Source organism: Nonomuraea sp. NPDC049152 (genome assembly GCF_040648355.1).
Lineage (GTDB): Bacteria > Actinomycetota > Actinomycetes > Streptosporangiales > Streptosporangiaceae > Nonomuraea.
This window is the reverse complement of sequence record NZ_JBEZDO010000031.1, coordinates 57438-71897: the sequence shown is the minus strand read 5'-3', so window position 1 is coordinate 71897 and position 14460 is coordinate 57438. Positions and strand designations below refer to the sequence as shown.

Genomic DNA, 14460 nt, shown 5'->3' with positions numbered 1-14460 from the left:
CCCGACGGCGCGGGGCGGCGGCCCACAACGGACGCCGGAGGCTCAGGTGCGCCAGATGAGTACGAGCGCGGAGTCGTCCTCACGGTTGCGGACGCTCTTCACGAGCGTGGCGGTTTCGGTGAAGCCCTCCCTGACCAGGGAGTGGGCCTCGCCGAGGATCCGATCGAGGCCCGTATCGGGGTCCGCGCGCGGCCCCCACAAACCGTTGGTGAACAACATGAGCGCGTCCCCCTTGCTGAGCGCGCCCTCCACCGTGGGCCATCTGACGTGGTCGATGACGCCGAGCGCGATGCCGACGGCGGTCGACGGCTGCCAGGTGCCGCTGCCCCCGAAGTACTGAGCCGCGGGCGGATGCCCGGCGCAGGCAATGGTGTAGGCGCCGGTGGTCAGATCGAGATCGAGATGGACGGCCGTGACGAGGCGTTCTTCGCCCCGGCGGAGGAGGTACTCGTTGCAGGCGGGCAGGAAGCGCTCGGCCGGCACGGAGGCCAGCAGCCCGCCGAAGGTGCCCGCCAGCATCAGCGCGTGCGCGGCGGCGTCGTTGCCCTTGCCGGAGACATCGACGAGGGCGAGCTGCAGGCGGGAGTCCTCCAGGCGGGAGACGAGGAAGTCACCGCCGAACAGCGCGCCAGGCGCGGCTTGGAGTGCGACCTTGCGGCCCCAGCGACGCGGTAACGGCGGAATCTGGTTGATCGCCTTGAGCTGGCTCTTCAGCTCGATCAGGGCGTGGTCGCCGCGCAGGCCGTAGATGCCGACGCTCGCGCGGGCGTAGCCCAGCGACACGGCCAGGACGGCCACCACCATTAGCACGGCCAGTTGCGCGAGTTCGAGCGTGACCGTCAGGGAGGCGACGGCGGAGACCGCCGAGGCGGCCAGGACGACGGCGATGGCGGGAAGGCGAAGCAGCAGCCCACCGGTGAGGACGATCGGCGCCAGCATGATCGGCGGTGCCCACGCGGTGCCGAACGTCGCGGCGAGCGGCCCGATGGCCAGGGCCGCCAGGGTGAGCGCGATGAGCAGGAGCCGGTGCCTTCCAAGATCCAAAGATGGAGCGGTGTAGGTGCCGGCCGCGGGCGGGAGCCCCTCTCCTGTGGAGAACTCCATCACCTTGTCGCCGGGTGACCAGACGCGACGGACGGCTTCCAGCACAGACATCGTGGGCCTCCTTCGCCCGCATCGTCGCATGGGGACGCGCGGGGAGGCGCACGAATCCGCCCTCCTGTGCGCTCGCCGACGGAATGGATCATCTCCGCGGGTGGTGGGACGGCTCGGCGGGCCTCATCGGGGCGGCGGCCGCCGATGTGCGGCGCGCCCGCCGTACCGGGCGGGCGCGCAGGACTAACGGGGGAGCGGGTCGAGGAGGGCGAACCGCTGGGCGAAGGAGGACATCTCATCGCGTTGCCAGTCGAGTTCGGTCGTGGTCGGGCTGACGACGACGCGGGTCACTCCCTGCGCGGCGAAGGCCTCGACGCGTTCGGCGGACATGCCGATCGACCCCCATCGCGTGTACTCCAGCGTCTCCGGGTCACGGCCCGCCTCGATGGCGGCCGACCGGGCAAGCTCCATCTGGACGGCACGCTCGGCCGGGTCGAGCGCGCCACCGGGGAAGTAGCCGTCGCCCCGCCGTCCGGCGCGGCGCGCGGCCGCCCGGCTCGATCCGCCGACGTGGATCGGCAGGTGTGCGACCCCAAGGGGCTTGGGGAAGCTGCACAGGTCGTCGAAGGTGAAGAACTCCCCTTCGAAGCTCACGCCGTCCTCGCCGCCGGCCCAGAGCAGTCGCATCACGTCGATCGCCTCGTCGGCGCGACGGCCGCGCGACCCGAAGTCGACTCCCACCGCTCGGGCCTCACCAGGGAGACTGCCGAGCCCCACCGTCAGCAGCCGCATCCGCCCCTTCGACAGCACGTCGACGGTCGCCAGGCGCTTGGCCAGGACCACCGGATGGTGGTACGGCAGCAGCAGCACGCCCGTCCCGAGCAGAATCCGCCGGGTGGCCGCGGCGATGAAGCTCAGGCAATCGAGCGGATCGGCGAACGGCAGCGAGGGCGGCAACTCGACGGGTCCGACCGTGGCGCCCGGATACAGCACGATGTGCTCGGGCACGTAGAGCGACTCGAAGCCGCAATCCTCCGCATGCTGGGCAAAGGCCATCATCTTGTCGGGGTCGACGCCGTAGTAGGCCGTGTTGTAGCTGATCCCGAACTTCATCCTCATCCCTTCGGTCGCGCCGACGCGCGTGCCGCCCCCGGCGACGCGGCCGTCGGCCGGCGCGTGCGGCACGCCGTGCATGGCGCGCCGGCTCACCCGCCCGTCGCGGCCACGCTAGAACCTTGTCGCCAGTGTCAAGGCAACGTGCGCACGCCACCGGCGAAGGCGCGAGCGGGCCGGGGGAGGGAAGGGAGCGGGTAGACTACTCAGGTTGCGTTCGTAACGCCTTCCGCTAGGGCGGGTGAGGGGGAACGCAGTATCCGGTCTTCCCATGCATCCCTAGGAGATGTCGTGTCCGAAGTACGTATCGCCGCCGAAGCCCGCACCGAGTTCGGCAAGGGCGCCGCCCGCAAGATCCGTCGCGCCGACAAGGTGCCCGCCGTTCTCTACGGGCACGGCATCGACCCCAAGCACCTCACGCTTCCCGGTCACGAGGTCCTGCTCGCGCTGCGCACCGCCAACGTCCTGATCCGCCTCCAGGGCGACGGCGTGGACGAGCTGGCGCTGCCCAAGGGCGTCCAGCGCGACCCCATCAAGGGTTTCGTCGAGCACGTCGACCTGCTGCTGGTCAAGCGCGGCGAGAAGGTCACGGTCGAGATCCCCGTCACCACGACCGGTGACGTCAACTCCGAGGGTCTGTTCGATCAGCAGGCCATGAGCATCGCGGTCGAGGCCGAGGCCACCCACATCCCGACCGGCGTCGAGGTCAGCGTCGAGGGTCTCGAGGTCGGTGCCTCGATCACCGCCGGCGACCTGAAGCTGCCGGAGGGCACGACCCTGGCCGCCGACCCCGAGACCGTGATCGTCCAGGTCATCGCCAGGCCGACCGAGGCTCCCGCCGAGGGCGAGGAGGCCGCTGAGGGCGAGACCGCCGCGGCTTCCGCCGAGGGCGAGTCCGCTGAGGCCGCCGAGTAAGTAGCCAGAGCCCGGAACGGGGCGAGCCGGGCACCGCCCAGCTCGCCCCGTTTCTGCATGGAGGAGCGATGGATCGCTGGCTGATCGTCGGCCTGGGCAACCCTGGGTCCGAGTACGAGGGCAACAGGCACAACGCGGGCTTCATGGTGCTGGACGAGCTGGCCGCGAGGGCGGGCGGCAAGTTCAAGGCGCACAAGAGCCGCGCGCACGTCCTGGAGACCAGGGGCGCGGTGCTGGCCAAGCCGCAGACGTACATGAACCTGTCGGGCGGCCCCACGAAGCTGCTCGCCGACTTCTACAAGATCACCCCTGAGCGGGTGATCGTCGTCCACGACGAGCTGGACATTCCGTACGGCGCGCTGCGGGCCAAGTTCGGCGGTGGCGACAACGGGCACAACGGGCTGAAGTCGATCACCAAGGTGCTGGGCACCCGCGACTATCTGAGGGTGCGGTTCGGCATCGGCCGCCCGCCGGGACGCATGGACGCCGCCGCTTTCGTGCTGAAGGACTTCGGCACCGCGGAGCGCAAGGACCTGGCGTTCCTGGTCGACAGGGCGGCGGACGTGGTGGAGTCCCTGATGGAGAAGGGCCTGGAGGCGACGCAGAACGCTTTCCACAGCGTCGATCTGAAGATCTCCGGTCCGCCTCGCTGAATTCCGGTCACGCACGGCTACCCCCCGCTACCATTCCATGACTGTCTGTTGAGATTGGTCAGGGGGGCTGATGACGGTCGCGAAGGTCGAGCCGCCGCTTGTCTGGCGGGCGAGCCCTCGCATGCCCGGATGGGTGCGTTCCTACCGCGCGCAGGCGCTGTGGGTGGATCTGTCGTGCGCGGTGGCGGGGGCGATGCTCGCCTTCTCCGCCAGGTTCGGCGGGCTGACGCCCCACGCCGCGCCGTACATCGTGCTGAGCCTCGCGCTGCCGCCCGTCTGGGTGTGCGCGGTGGCGCTCAACAGGGCCTACGAGCCGCGCCTCATCGGCATCGGCTCGGAGGAGTTCCGCAGGGTCGTCAGGTGCGGCCTGGCACTGACCGCGGCGATGGCGATCTGCGCCTACGCGACCAAGACCGAGGTGGCGCGCGGCTACGTCGTGCTGGCGCTGCCGTTGACGACACTGCTGACCGTGCTCTTCCGGTACGGCCTGCGCCGCACCCTGCACAGGCGCAGGGCGGCGGGGCAGTGCATGCGCAGGGTGGTGGCCGTCGGCCACGCCGCGGGTGTCGCCGAGCTGGTGAGCAGGTTCCGCAAGGAGCGCTACCACGGCATGGAGATCGTGGCCGCGTGCCTGCCCGAAGACTCTCCTGAGAAGGAGGTCGGCGGCGTGCCCGTGGCGGGCGGCTTCGGCGACGTGCCGCTGGTGGTCGCCCAGCTGGGCGCCGACACGGTGGCGGTCCTGGCCTGCCAGGAGATGGACGGCGTGGCCCTGCGCCGCCTGGCGTGGCGGCTCGAGAGGACGCACACCGAGCTGGTCGTGGCGCCCGCGCTGATGGAGGTGGCGGGCCCGCGCACGACGATCAGGGCCGCCGCGGGGCTGCCGCTGCTGCACGTGGAGCACCCCGAGCTGGCGGGCGCGCGGCAGCTGGTGAAGAACGTGTTCGACAGGCTGGTGGCGCTGCTGCTGCTGGTGCTCGGCGCGCCACTGCTGCTGACGGTGGCGGTCGCCGTACGGCTGGACAGTCCAGGGCCCGCGCTGTTCAGGCAGACGCGCGTCGGCAGGGACGGCAAGCTGTTCACGATCGTGAAGTTCCGCACGATGCGGCAGGACGCGGAGCGGCTGAAGGTCGAGCTGGTCAGCGACGCCGACGGCCTGCTGTTCAAGGTCAGGAACGATCCACGTGTCACCGCCCTCGGCGCGCTGATGCGCCGTCATTCCCTGGACGAGCTCCCTCAGCTGGTCAATGTGCTGCTGGGTCACATGTCGCTCGTCGGTCCCCGCCCGCCGCTGCCCGAGGAGGTCGCCAGGTACGGCGACGACGTCCGCCGGCGACTGCTGGTGCGCCCGGGGCTGACGGGGCTGTGGCAGGTTTCCGGCAGGTCAGATCTGTCGTGGGAGGAATCCGTCCGCCTCGACTTGCGTTACGTCGAGAACTGGTCACTCATGCTTGATCTGCAGATCCTGTGGAAGACTTGGTCGGCCGTCGCCCGCGGGCAAGGAGCTTATTGATGACGATTCGCGACGACCATTCCCTCGCCTCGGACCTGGCGACGGAGGCGGGAGAACGTCTGCTCGCGTTGCGCGCCCGCGAGGGGTTCGCGCACCCGCCCGCGCTCCGGGCCGAGGGCGACAGGATGTCCCACGTCTTCCTCACCGAGGCCCTGGCCCGGCTGCGGCCCAGCGACGGCGTGCTGTCGGAGGAGGCCACCCGCGAGGAGCGCGAGGACCCCGCGAGGCGTGCGGCGGACCGGGTGTGGATCGTCGACCCGCTCGACGGCACCAGGGAGTTCGCCGAGGAGGGCCGCGAGGACTGGGCGGTCCACGTGGCGCTCTGGGAGCGTGGCGCCCTGGTCGCCGGAGCGGTGGCGCTGCCCGCTCAGGGCCGCACGCTGTCGACGGGCGAGCCGCCCAAGCTGCCCCCTTACCAGGGCGGCCGGTTCCGTATCGCGGTCAGCCGTACCAGACCGCCCGAGTTCGTCCAGAAGCTCGCCTACCTCGCGGGCGCCGACCTCGTGCCGATCGGTTCGGCCGGAGCGAAGATCTCCGCGGTTTTGACCGGCGAGGTGGAGGCGTACGTCCACGCGGGCGGGCAGTATGAGTGGGATTCCGCGGCGCCGGTGGCTGTCGCGCAGGCCTCTGGGGCTTTCGCGAGCCGAATCGACGGCTCTGAGCTGGCCTACAACCAGGAGGACCCCACTCTTCCGGATATCCTTGTTTCCCTACCGGAGCTGGCGCCAACGTTGCTCGCCGGGATCCGCGACCTGCACCGCTAATGCCGGAGGAAGCCCCCATGCTTCAGCGCGACTACACGACGTCGCAGCTCGACGTCCTAGAGGCCGAGGCCATCCACATCATGCGCGAGGTGGCCGCGGAGTTCGAGCGGCCCTGTCTGCTCTTCTCCGGTGGCAAGGACTCCATCGTCATGCTCCGCATCGCGGAGAAGGCGTTCTGGCCCGCGATGATCCCGTTCCCGCTGATGCACGTCGACACGGGGCACAACTTCCCCGAGGTCATCGACTTCCGCGACCGGCGGGCAGAGGAGCTCGGCGCGCGCCTGGTGGTGGCCAGCGTCCAGGACTCCATCGACGCGGGACGCGTCACCGAGGAGACCGGACGGCGTGCCTCCCGCAACCGCCTGCAGACCACGACGCTGCTCGACGCGATCGAGGACAACGAGTTCGACGCGGTCTTCGGCGGCGCGCGCCGCGACGAGGAGAAGGCCCGCGCCAAGGAGCGCGTGTTCTCCTTCCGCGACGAGTTCGGCCAGTGGGACCCGAAGAACCAGCGACCCGAGCTGTGGAACCTCTACAACTCGCGGATCCGCAAGGGCGAGCACATCCGGGTGTTCCCGCTGTCCAACTGGACAGAGCTCGACATCTGGGACTACATCCGCCGCGAGGACATCGAGATCCCCTCGATCTACTACGCGCACACCCGCAAGGTGTTCGAGCGCGACGGCATGCTGCTGCCCGACGCCGCGGTGGTCAGCAGGGGCGACGACGAGCCGCTGTTCGAGACGGTCGTCCGCTACCGCACGGTCGGCGACATGACCTGCACGGGCGCCGTCCAGTCCACGGCCGCCACGGTCGAGGAGATCATCGAGGAGATCGCGGCCACCAGGATCACCGAGCGCGGTGCCACCAGGGCCGACGACAGGGCCTCCGAGGCCGCGATGGAAGACCGCAAGAGGGAGGGCTACTTCTAATGGGCCCCCGCCTTCCCCTCGCAAGCCGTACCACCACGGGAGAGCAGCTGTAATGGACATCCTTCGCTTTGCCACGGCGGGAAGCGTCGACGACGGCAAGTCCACCCTCATCGGGCGCCTGCTCTTCGACTCCAAGGCCATCTTCGAGGACCAGCTCGAGGCGGTCGAGCGCACCTCGCGCGACCGCGGCACCGAGTACACCGACCTGTCGCTGCTCACCGACGGCCTGCGCGCCGAGCGGGAGCAGGGCATCACGATCGACGTGGCCTACCGCTACTTCGCGACGCCCCGGCGGAAGTTCATCATCGCCGACACCCCTGGCCACATCCAGTACACGCGGAACATGGTCACCGGCGCCTCCACCGCCGACCTGGCGATCATCCTGATCGACGCGCGCAAGGGCGTGCTGGAGCAGTCGCGCCGTCACGCGTTCCTGACATCGCTGCTGCGGGTCCCCCACCTGGTCCTCGCGGTGAACAAGATGGACCTGGTCGAGTACTCCGAGGAGCGGTTCGAGGAGATCCGCGAGGAGTTCACCGCGTTCGCCTCCAAGCTGAACGTGGCCGACCTGACCTTCATCCCGATCTCCGCGCTCAACGGCGACAACGTGGTCTCCAGGTCGGAGAACATGCCCTGGTACCAGGGCTCCTCGCTGCTGCACCACCTGGAGAACGTGCACATCGCCTCCGACCGCAACCTGGTCGACGTGCGCTTCCCCGTGCAGTACGTCATCCGCCCGCACAAGACCGAGTTCCACGACTACCGCGGCTATGCGGGGCAGGTCGCGGGCGGCGTCCTCAAGCCCGGTGACGAGGTGCTCCACCTGCCCTCGGGCCTGACCACGCGGATCGCCTCGATCGACACCTTCGACGGGCCCGTCGAGGAGGCCTTCGCTCCCATGTCGGTCACCCTCCGGCTGGAGGACGACATCGACATCTCCCGTGGCGACCTGATCTGCAGGCCGAACAACCGGCCGCACGTCGCGCAGGAGCTGGAGGCGATGGTCTGCTGGATGTCCGACGTGGCCAAGCTCGCGCCGCGCTCGAAGCTGACCATCAAGCACACCACGCGTACGGCGCGCGCGCTCGTGCGCGACCTGCACTACCGGCTCGACGTCAACACCCTGCACCGCGACGAGGCGGCGACCTCGCTGGGGCTGAACGAGATCGGGAGGGTGTCGCTGCGGGTCACCCAGCCGCTGTTCGTGGACGACTACGCGCGCAACCGGATGACGGGCGGGTTCATCCTCGTCGACGAGGGCACCAACACGACGGTCGGCGCCGGAATGATCGTCGACGCCAGGGCCTGACGCTCGAAGGGCTCGCGGTCCCGGTGTGACCGAGGGCCCTGTGGCGTGCCGTGCCCGCCGTACGACCTGAGCGCCGCGTGGTTCCTTCACGCGGCGCTCTCGCATGTGGGCGGTCTTGAAACGGCGGCTGCTCTTAGGTAGATCCTTTAAGTTTCGCTGACGCTCTGATTACTCTCCGCGCTAACGTCTCCACGGTCCGTATCCGTCGCACCGCCGGAGGCGTGCCAGTGACTAGCCGGGTGATCTTTCTCGGTGGCCTCGGCCGCAGCGGAACCACGCTGCTCGAGCGGCTCCTCGGCGAGCTGCCCGGCGTCGTGCCGCTCGGCGAGGTCGTCCATCTCTGGGCGCGCGGCGTGCTGGCCGACGAGCCGTGCGGGTGCGGCGAGCCGTTCGGGCGCTGCCCGTTCTGGCGCGAGGTGGGCGAGCGCGCCTTCGGCGGCTGGCCGAGCGAGCTGGCCCAGCGGGTGCTGGCGCTGCGTCACAGGGTCGACCGCACCAGGCGCATCCCCGCGGTCGGACACCCCGACCTGGCCGAATACGTCAACGCCTACGACCGCGTCTACTCCGCGGCCATGGACGTCGCCGGCGGCACCGTCGTCGTCGACTCCAGCAAGCACGCCTCCCTGGCGTTCTGCCTGTCGGCGGGTGGCGTGTCCCCCCGGGTGGTCCACGTCGTGCGCGATCCGCGCGCCGTGGCCCACTCGTGGCGCAGAACGGTCGCCCGGCCCGAGGACGGCCGACCGATGACCAGGTGGGGCGCGATGCGCACCTCACTCCACTGGAGCGCCCAGAACCTCGCGCTCGACCTGCTGCCCAGACGGGGCGTCCAGGTGATCAGGGTCCGCTACGAGGACCTGCTCGCCGATCCCCGCACCACCCTCACCGCGCTCGCGGCCGAACTGGGCCTCGACGCCCGCCTCGGCTTCCTCGACGGCACGACCGCGAGCCTCGGCCCCGCTCACACCGCCTCGGGCAACCCCATGCGGTTCGCGGTCGGCCAGGTGCGGCTCTTCCACGACGACGCGTGGCGCGGCGGGCTGCCACCCGTCCAGCGCGCCGTCGTCTCGGGCCTGACGGCCCCTCTCATGACCAAGTACGGCTATCGCGGAGCGGCGGCATGACTCCTTCGGTCGGCGTGGTGATCCCCACCACGGGCAGACGGCCAGAGCAGCTGCGGGCGGCGACGCGCGCGGTGCTCGCCCAGGACTATCCAGGCAGGATCGACCTGGTCATCGTGGTCGACGGTGGCGACCCCGCCACGGTCGCCGAGCAGGTGGCCGACATCGTCGCGCCCAGGTCGCACGCCGACGACCACCACAGGGTGCGGGTGCTGCCCAACAGGCTCAGCCCCGGCCTGCCGGGCGCCCGCAACACCGGCATCGCCGCCGCCGACACCGACCTGGTCGCCTTCTGCGACGACGACGACGTCTGGCTGCCGGGCAAGCTCGCCGCGCAGCGCGGCGCGCTCACCGACGGCGCCGACTTCGCCAGCTGCTCCATCGAGGTGGAGTACGGCAACCGCCGCGTCCCCAGGCTGGCGGGAGTCAGCCAGGTCACCAAGGCCCACCTGGTGTGTTCGCGGATGGTGATGGTCCATTCCTCGACGTTCCTGTTCAAGCGCGGCGCCTACTGGGTCGACGAGAGCGCGCCCGCGGGCCAGAACGAGGACTGGGACCTCGCGCTGCGCGCCGCCAAACGGCAGCCGATCGCGCACGTCGACCGTCCGCTGGTCAGGGTCCGCTGGGGGGCGTCCCAGTACGTCGCCAAGTGGGCCGACCGCATCGCCGGGCTGGAGTGGATGCTCGCCCGGCACCCTGAACTGGCCGTGGATCCGCGCGGCGCGGCGCGGATCTACGGCCAACTCGCGTTCCACAACGCGGCGCTGGGGCGGCGCAGGGAGGCGGGCCGCTGGGCGCTGCGCACCTTCGCCGCCCGCCTCGGCGAACCCCGCGCTCCGATCGCCCTGGCGGTGGCGGCGGGGCTGGTGTCGGCTCCCGCGGTACTCGCCCTCCTCCACGACAGAGGCCACGGAATTTGAGCGGCACCCCCCCGCACAACCCACCCACCCCCGGCTCAGCCCCCTCCGCCTTCGGGGAGGACTCCGGCGGTCCGGGGCGGGCTGTGGGCGGTGGGGCGCGCGAGTCCAAGTCGTCACATGAGGCGGCGACGGCCGTCGACCCGGTGGAGGGTCGTCCTCCCAGGGTGCGGGTGGCGGGGATCGAGGTGGATCCGTTCACCGAGCGCCAGGTGGTCGAGTGGGTGGCCGCCGCGCTCGACCAGGGCAAGGGCGGCCACATCGTCACCCCGAACGTCGACATCTGCCACGCGGTCTCAACGGACCCCGCTCTCAGCGCGCTGGTCGCCGCCGCCGACCTGGTGGTCGCCGATGGGATGCCGCTGGTCTGGGCGTCCAAGTTGCTCGGGACCACGATCCCGGAGCGGGTGACGGGCGCCGACCTGATCTGGTCGCTCAGCGCGATGGCGGCCGGCATCGGCCGGTCCGTCTACCTGCTCGGCGGTCCGCCTGGCGTGGCGGCGAGGGCGGCGAGGGAGCTGGCGGGCCTCTACCACGGACTGGAGGTGTGCGGGGTGGACGCTCCGCCGTTCGGGTTCGAGGAGAACGCGGAGGAGCTGGACAGGGTCAGGGCCAGGCTCGTCGCCGCCCGGCCGAGCGTCGTCTTCGTGGGGCTCGGCTTCCCCAGGCAGGACCGGCTGATCGCCGAGCTGCGTGCTGATGTGCCGAGCGCGTGGTTCGTGGGGTGCGGGTCGGCGATCGCGTTCGCGGCGGGGTCGGTGCCCAGGGCGCCGGCGTGGATGCGGCGCGCCGGGGCCGAGTGGCTGTTCCGCCTGGCCAGCGAGCCAGGGCGGCTGGCCAGGCGCTACCTGGTCGACGACGTTCCTTTCGCGGTACGGCTGATGGCCAGGTCGTTGCTCGTCCGGCGGTGAGGTCGCCGATCCAGCCGGTGGGCGAGCAGGCGGATCCCCGGCGATGGCGTCGCCCGGCGAGAAGATCGCGGGTTCGTGTCACGGGTCCGGTGGTGAGATCGCGAACTTGAGGCGCTGGGTGCCGGCCGGGTCAGGGGGTTTGTTCAGGTGGTGAGGTGGCGGATCTTGGCGATTTCGTCGTCGGTCAGGCGGTCGCGGTAGGAGTGGAGCGCTCGGCTGGAGTCCATCGGGCGGTACGCGGTGCGTGACAGGCCGGACCATGTGAAGCCGCGTTCAGCCGTACCGGAGGCCGTGCAGGCGCGGGTGATGAGACGTTCGGCCGAGGGGGACCAGCGCAGTCCCGCCACCTCGTAGAGTCTCCGGAAGCCGGGCAGGGGCGCGGCGGCGAGGTCCTCGTACGAGACCACGGTGATGCCCTCGGTGCGGGCCAGGACGGTGCGGGTGACCCGCCACAGCGCGCAGATCTTGGCGATGCGGTCCTGCGAGCCGACCAGCGCCCTCAGCTCCTCGACCTCAGGATGGTCGCGGACGAGCAGGGGCTGTTCGAGCAGCTCGTGGAAGTAGACGGTCCAGCCCAGCCGCGTCCACGAGCCGACGAACGACACGGGGTCGCGCACCAGCGCGATCACCCTGCAGCCGAGCCGGTGCGCGAACCAGCCGGCCGACAGCACCGCGAAGGGGTCGTCGAGGAGCGCCCGCCGTCCGGCGAGGCGTCCCCAGGCGAAGGCGGTGCCGTACCGCGCGAGTCTGGCCAGGTCGTACGGCGAGCGGTTGGCGCGCAGCTCGGCCAGGAAGCCGTAGCGGAGGGCCGCGGTGTCGCGGAACGCCGGTAGCCAGTCTGCGGAGTTGTCGTCGCAGATGTACTGGAAGCGGTGCGTGACGGAGGCGCGCAGCACGCCGGGGCAGCGGCCGGGCGGGTGTTGCGGGTTGAGCGGCTCGTTGACGTAGACGAGCTCGCCCGAGGCGCACAGCATCTTGCCCGCCCAGCTGGTGCCGCTTCGGGGCAGGCCGGTGACGAGGATCGGCGTCACGCGGTCGCCCACGAGCGGAACCGGAGGGCGGTCAGGCTGTGACGGCCGAAGGGGCGCAGGCCGTAACGCTGGTGGAGCTGCCACAGCGGCAGCAGGTTCTTCAGCAATGTCCCGCCCGACCAGCCGAGCGCCGCGCCCAGCGCCCCGTGGGCGGGGATCAGCGCCAGGTCGAGCATCACCGTGAAGCCGACGGCCGCGACCAGGTTGGCGAGGCTGGAGGAGGTGTGCCCTGCCGAGGTGAGGACGACGTCGACCATGCCGCACGCCGTGGCGACCATCATCGTTCCCGCCAGTACGAGCGCCACGGGCACCGCGTCGCCGTAGCCGGTGCCGAAGACGCGTAGCAGCCACGGCGCGAGCAGCGCGTAGCCGAGCCAGACCGGCCAGGTCAGCAGCACCAGCCACATGGTGGTCACCTGGTAGAGCTCTCCGGCTCGCGTCAGGTCGCCCTCGGCCATCGCGCGCACCAGGCGGGGCTGCGCGGCCTGGGAAAGACCCTGGTTCGCGAGCTGCCCGACCACCTTGAACCTGGTCGCCGCGGTGTAGACGGTCACCTGGACAGGTCCTGCGAGCAGGGCGACGATCACGATGTCGAGCCGCTGGAACACCGCCTGGATCGCACCCGCGGCCGATCTCGGCGCGGTGTGACGCCACAGGTCGCGTCCCGTGCCTGGAAGGTACGGCGTGCGCGGCATCCGGCCGCGCAGGCTCACCGCGGCCAGGACCACCAGCAGGAGGTACGGCGCGGCCCACGCGGCGGCGAGCAGGTCGGCGACCTGGCCGTCGTGGCCGTTGTGACCGGCGCGGTCGTCGGGGAGGAGACCGGCCAGCGCGGTCAAGCTCACGGACGCCACCAGCACCAGCTGCGCGACGGGCAGCAGCACGCCGTCGAGCAGCACGGTCGGGCGCATCGTGCCGAACCCTCTGGTGGCGGCGAGGAGCACGTCGGCGACGACGATGAAGGGGAGCGCGAGGGCGAGCGGGCCGAGACTGGGGTAGAGGAGTGCGCTCGCCGCGAGGGAGAGCGCCGTGCCGGGGGCGACGGCTGCCCTGATATATCCGGATATGCCGCGGTAGTCGTAGGTCTTGGCTCGGGCGATGAAGTAGATGAGGCCGTTGCCCGCGTCCAGCTTGGCGATGCCGGCGACCATCAGGGCCAGCGCGATGGCGGTGAAGAGGACACCCGCCTGGTCGGCGCTGAAGGCCCTGGTCACCACCACGACCAGGAGGAACTGGGCTACCGCGCCGACCCCCGCTCCGGTGATCCCCGCGATCCCCCCTATGGCCACCCGCCCGATCACCCCACCGGACCTACGGCGCGCGCGTCTCTCCGAAGGGCCGGGGGTTACCGGCGCCATGAAGGTTCACCGCCCAGCCAGGGCACGAGGTCCGTGTCGTACACCTCGAAGTGCTCCATCAGCGTCTGCCGTACCGACTCGGGCAGCGGTTTGGGCCTGGACCTGCCGTTGTGCCGCTCGAACACCGGCTTGCCCATCGCGGGCACCTCGAGGAACTCCAGCACCTGGTTGTAGGCCCGCTCGGGCTCGGTGAAGAACACGTGGCTGTCGAGGACGAGGATCCGGTCGCGCCCGAACAGCGGCTCCAGCCGGTTGAGCTGCTCGGCGTACCGCCCGCGGGCCAGGTAGGCGTGGTGACGGTGCGAGTAGTGAGCCGAGTACGGCTGGGAGCGCAGCTGCTGGTCCGCTCCCGCCAGCCGCCTGACCTCCAGCTCCACCGCGTACTCGAAGTGCGACTCGGTCTCGAACCCGCGCGCCAGCTCGTGGGAGTGCGCGGAGAAGGCCCGCTCGACGGGGTCGCGCACCAGCACGATCAGCTTCACGCCTGGCAGGTCTCTGGCGATCCGCTCGCCGGCCAGCGGGTGGAACAGGTAGTAGGGGGCCGACTCGAAGGCCAGGGGCTGCATGCCGTACCTCGTCTTGAGAAGCACCGCGCTCATCTTCAGCGGGAAGTGTCCCTGGTACCAGGACGGGCCCTTGCCGTAGCCCATGTCGAAGTAGTGGACGCCCTTGTGCAGCACGGGCTTGAGCAGGAGCGGGTGCTGGGCGAGCGCGCGGTAGAGCGAGGTGGTGCCGCAGCGCTGGGCTCCCATGATCAGGAAGGAGGGCAGCAGCCGGCCGCCGGAGGTCAGCCGTCCCGTGGTGCGGGAGACGGACATGACAGAGTGCTTCATG

Annotated in this window: 14 protein-coding genes; 9 read left to right on the top strand and 5 right to left on the bottom strand. The window is 70.7% G+C overall.

Going from position 1 to position 14460, the window contains the following annotated elements; genetic code table 11:
* Positions 1-42: 42 nt before the first annotated feature.
* Positions 43-1155 (bottom strand): PP2C family protein-serine/threonine phosphatase, encoded by a 1113-nt coding sequence (locus AB0B45_RS40205; RefSeq protein WP_358142270.1) that lies wholly within the window; start codon positions 1153-1155, stop codon positions 43-45.
* A 183-nt stretch (positions 1156-1338) separates the two neighbouring features.
* Complete coding sequence (locus tag AB0B45_RS40200; RefSeq protein WP_358142268.1) at positions 1339-2280, bottom strand: TIGR03619 family F420-dependent LLM class oxidoreductase; 942 nt, start codon at positions 2278-2280, stop codon at positions 1339-1341.
* A gap of 219 nt (positions 2281-2499) precedes the next feature.
* Between AB0B45_RS40200 and AB0B45_RS40195 the strand changes: the two genes are divergently transcribed.
* The 9 genes from AB0B45_RS40195 to AB0B45_RS40155 all read left to right on the top strand — a co-directional run bounded on the left by AB0B45_RS40195 (position 2500) and on the right by AB0B45_RS40155 (position 11237).
* On the top strand, positions 2500-3123 hold the full coding sequence (locus AB0B45_RS40195) for a 50S ribosomal protein L25/general stress protein Ctc (RefSeq protein WP_358142265.1): 624 nt from the start codon (positions 2500-2502) through the stop codon (positions 3121-3123).
* 68 nt (positions 3124-3191) lie between these two features.
* On the top strand, positions 3192-3776 hold the full coding sequence (pth, locus tag AB0B45_RS40190; protein WP_358142262.1) for an aminoacyl-tRNA hydrolase: 585 nt from the start codon (positions 3192-3194) through the stop codon (positions 3774-3776).
* Positions 3777-3846: 70 nt separating this feature from the next.
* Positions 3847-5286, top strand: a complete 1440-nt coding sequence (locus AB0B45_RS40185) for a sugar transferase (protein ID WP_358142259.1) — start codon at positions 3847-3849, stop codon at positions 5284-5286.
* A complete protein-coding gene (locus tag AB0B45_RS40180) occupies positions 5286-6050 on the top strand; it encodes a 3'(2'),5'-bisphosphate nucleotidase CysQ (RefSeq protein ID WP_358142256.1) in 765 nt (254 codons plus the stop codon). Before AB0B45_RS40185 ends, AB0B45_RS40180 begins: the two co-directional genes overlap by 1 nt.
* 17 nt (positions 6051-6067) lie before the next feature.
* The gene (gene cysD, locus AB0B45_RS40175) at positions 6068-6982 is read left to right on the top strand and encodes a sulfate adenylyltransferase subunit CysD (RefSeq protein ID WP_358142254.1); all 915 of its coding nucleotides are present in this window, start codon (positions 6068-6070) and stop codon (positions 6980-6982) included.
* A gap of 52 nt (positions 6983-7034) precedes the next feature.
* Entirely contained in the window at positions 7035-8291 is a 1257-nt protein-coding gene (gene cysN / locus AB0B45_RS40170) for a sulfate adenylyltransferase subunit CysN (RefSeq protein ID WP_358142251.1), read from the top strand.
* 242 nt (positions 8292-8533) lie between these two features.
* Positions 8534-9412 carry a sulfotransferase gene (locus AB0B45_RS40165; protein ID WP_358142392.1) on the top strand — a complete coding sequence of 293 codons (879 nt, stop codon included), beginning with the start codon at positions 8534-8536 and terminating at the stop codon, positions 9410-9412.
* Positions 9409-10329 carry a glycosyltransferase family 2 protein gene (locus AB0B45_RS40160; RefSeq protein WP_358142248.1) on the top strand — a complete coding sequence of 307 codons (921 nt, stop codon included), beginning with the start codon at positions 9409-9411 and terminating at the stop codon, positions 10327-10329. Before AB0B45_RS40165 ends, AB0B45_RS40160 begins: the two co-directional genes overlap by 4 nt.
* Positions 10326-11237, top strand: coding sequence for a WecB/TagA/CpsF family glycosyltransferase (locus tag AB0B45_RS40155; protein ID WP_358142245.1), 912 nt, complete (start codon positions 10326-10328; stop codon positions 11235-11237). Before AB0B45_RS40160 ends, AB0B45_RS40155 begins: the two co-directional genes overlap by 4 nt.
* A gap of 143 nt (positions 11238-11380) precedes the next feature.
* On the opposite strand, the gene AB0B45_RS40150 is transcribed toward AB0B45_RS40155, so the two are convergent.
* From AB0B45_RS40150 to AB0B45_RS40140, 3 genes are read right to left on the bottom strand one after another with little or no spacing between them, the layout of a single operon-like run.
* On the bottom strand, positions 11381-12280 hold the full coding sequence (locus AB0B45_RS40150) for a sulfotransferase (RefSeq protein ID WP_358142242.1): 900 nt from the start codon (positions 12278-12280) through the stop codon (positions 11381-11383).
* Positions 12265-13557, bottom strand: coding sequence for a polysaccharide biosynthesis C-terminal domain-containing protein (locus AB0B45_RS40145; RefSeq protein WP_358142239.1), 1293 nt, complete (start codon positions 13555-13557; stop codon positions 12265-12267). Before AB0B45_RS40145 ends, AB0B45_RS40150 begins: the two co-directional genes overlap by 16 nt.
* 56 nt (positions 13558-13613) lie before the next feature.
* Positions 13614-14459, bottom strand: a complete 846-nt coding sequence (locus AB0B45_RS40140; RefSeq protein WP_358142237.1) for a sulfotransferase domain-containing protein — start codon at positions 14457-14459, stop codon at positions 13614-13616.
* Between the last annotated feature and the right edge of the window lies 1 nt (position 14460).

Excerpts from the sequence above, each read along its gene's own strand:
- cysD (WP_358142254.1), top strand. The coding sequence starts at position 6,068 with ATGCTTCAGCGCGACTACACGACGTCGCAGCTCGACGTCCTAGAGGCC.
- AB0B45_RS40185 (WP_358142259.1), top strand. The coding sequence starts at position 3,847 with ATGACGGTCGCGAAGGTCGAGCCGCCGCTTGTCTGGCGGGCGAGCCCT.
- pth (WP_358142262.1), top strand. The coding sequence starts at position 3,192 with ATGGATCGCTGGCTGATCGTCGGCCTGGGCAACCCTGGGTCCGAGTAC.
- cysN (WP_358142251.1), top strand. The coding sequence starts at position 7,035 with ATGGACATCCTTCGCTTTGCCACGGCGGGAAGCGTCGACGACGGCAAG.
- AB0B45_RS40140 (WP_358142237.1), bottom strand. The coding sequence starts at position 14,459 with ATGAAGCACTCTGTCATGTCCGTCTCCCGCACCACGGGACGGCTGACC.
- AB0B45_RS40180 (WP_358142256.1), top strand. The coding sequence starts at position 5,286 with ATGACGATTCGCGACGACCATTCCCTCGCCTCGGACCTGGCGACGGAG.
- AB0B45_RS40160 (WP_358142248.1), top strand. The coding sequence starts at position 9,409 with ATGACTCCTTCGGTCGGCGTGGTGATCCCCACCACGGGCAGACGGCCA.
- AB0B45_RS40205 (WP_358142270.1), bottom strand. The coding sequence starts at position 1,155 with ATGTCTGTGCTGGAAGCCGTCCGTCGCGTCTGGTCACCCGGCGACAAG.